This window comes from Streptomyces sp. NPDC059851 (assembly GCF_042732005.1).
In the GTDB taxonomy this organism is placed as follows: domain Bacteria; phylum Actinomycetota; class Actinomycetes; order Streptomycetales; family Streptomycetaceae; genus Streptomyces.
The window spans coordinates 1-1,764 of the sequence record NZ_JBHWJJ010000294.1 but is presented as its reverse complement, the minus strand read 5'-3'; the positions used below and the strand labels follow the sequence as shown (position 1 = coordinate 1,764).

The following is a 1,764-nucleotide window of genomic DNA, read 5'->3' as shown; positions in this document are numbered from 1 at the left end:
CCGCAGAAGGGCAACACGCAGGACGTCGCCTTCCTCAACTGGATCGCGCAGAAGGGCTGGAAGGTCGACCCCGAGTCCGGCAAGGGCGACGTCTCCGTCGTCCGCACCGACAACAAGGTCACCCCGGACGCCTTCAAGCAGGGTTCCGTCGACGGCGCCTGGGTGCCCGAGCCGACCGCCTCCAAGCTGGTGACCGAGGGGGCGAAGGTCCTCCTCGACGAGACCGACCTGTGGCCCGACAAGAAGTTCGTCATCACGAACATCATCGTGTCGCAGAAGTTCCTCAAGGAGCACCCGGACGTCGTCGAGGCCGTGCTGCGCGGCACCGTGAAGACCAACGAGTGGATCAACGCCGACCCGGAGCGGGCCAAGGCGTCCGCGAACGCCGCCCTGAAGGCGGAGACCGGCAAGGAACTCGACGCGAAGGTCATCGACCCGGCCTGGAAGAGCATCCTCGTCACCAACGACCCGCTGGCCTCCACCCTGAAGACCCAGGCCGACCACGCCGTCGCGGCGAAGCTCATCGACCAGCCCGACCTGGCCGGCATCTACGACCTGACGCTCCTGAACAAGGTGCTGAAGGCCGCCGGCAAGCCCGAGGTCCCCGACGCCGGTCTCGGCGCCGAGTAAGTCCGCAAGTCCAGCAACCCCAGGAGGTGACGACCATGGCCACCACGCTTGCCAGGGCCGCCGAGGGCGCCGTCGCGACGGCCGCCCACGCCGCCCGCATCGAGCACGTCTCGAAGTCCTTCACCGGCCCGGCCGGTACGCAGCTCGTCCTGGACGACATCAGCCTCGATGTCGCGCCCGGCGAATTCGTCACCATCCTGGGGGCCTCGGGCTGCGGCAAGTCCACCCTCCTCAACCTGGTCGCGGGACTGGACGGGCCCAGCGCGGGCTCCATCGAGACCGCAGGCCGCCCCGCCCTGATGTTCCAGGAACACGCCCTCTTCCCCTGGCTGACCGCCGGCAAGAACATCGAACTCGCCCTGCGGCTGCGCGGGGTCCCCAAGTCCGACCGCAAGGCCGAGGCCGAACGGCTGCTGGAGCTGGTCCGGCTCGGCGGCGCGCACGGCAAGCGGGTCCACGAACTGTCCGGCGGCATGCGCCAGCGCGTCGCGCTGGCCCGGGCGCTGGCCCAGGACAGCCACCTGCTGCTGATGGACGAACCGTTCGCCGCCCTCGACGCCATCACCCGGGACGTGTTGCACGGGGAGCTCACCCGCATCTGGCAGGAGACCGGCGTGTCGGTCCTCTTCGTCACCCACAACGTGCGCGAGGCCGTACGCCTCGCCCAACGCGTGGTCCTGCTGTCCTCCCGGCCCGGCCGGGTCGCGAAGGAATGGGCCGTCGACATCCCGCAGCCGCGTCGCATCGAGGACGCGGACGTCGCGGAACTGTCCCTGGAGATCACCGAACACCTGCGTGGGGAGATCCGCCGCCATGGCCAGCACTGAAACACGGGCGAAGACGGACGACCTCGCGGGCCTGGAGGCCGGCCTCGACGCGCTCGACGCCGTCGAGGTCCGCCGTACGCCGGTCCGTGAGGTCCTCCTCAAGAAGGTCCTCCCGCCCGTCCTGGCGGTCACGCTGGTCCTGGCCGTCTGGCAGGTCCTCGTGTCGACGGGGGTCATCGAGGAGAGCAAGCTGCCCCCGCTGTCCGCGGTCTGGGACAGCCTGGCCGACATGTGGCTCAAGGGCACCCTGTTCGAGGTCATCTGGACCTCCGTCTCCCGCGGCCTCCTCGGCTTCCTGCTCGCCCTG

The 1,764-nt window shown here is 69.8% G+C and carries 2 protein-coding genes and 1 pseudogene; all 3 read left to right on the top strand.

The window, feature by feature from the left end:
• On the top strand, positions 1 to 630 hold a 630-nt coding region (locus tag ACFV7Q_RS38825; RefSeq protein WP_385435666.1), incomplete at its 5' end, for an ABC transporter substrate-binding protein.
• Positions 631 to 656: 26 nt separating this feature from the next.
• On the top strand, positions 657 to 1,457 hold the full coding sequence (locus ACFV7Q_RS38820) for an ABC transporter ATP-binding protein (protein ID WP_385435665.1): 801 nt from the start codon (positions 657 to 659) through the stop codon (positions 1,455 to 1,457).
• A pseudogene (locus ACFV7Q_RS38815) lies at positions 1,444 to 1,764 on the top strand (ABC transporter permease); the annotation flags it as partial. The gene ACFV7Q_RS38820 and the pseudogene ACFV7Q_RS38815, both read left to right, overlap by 14 nt.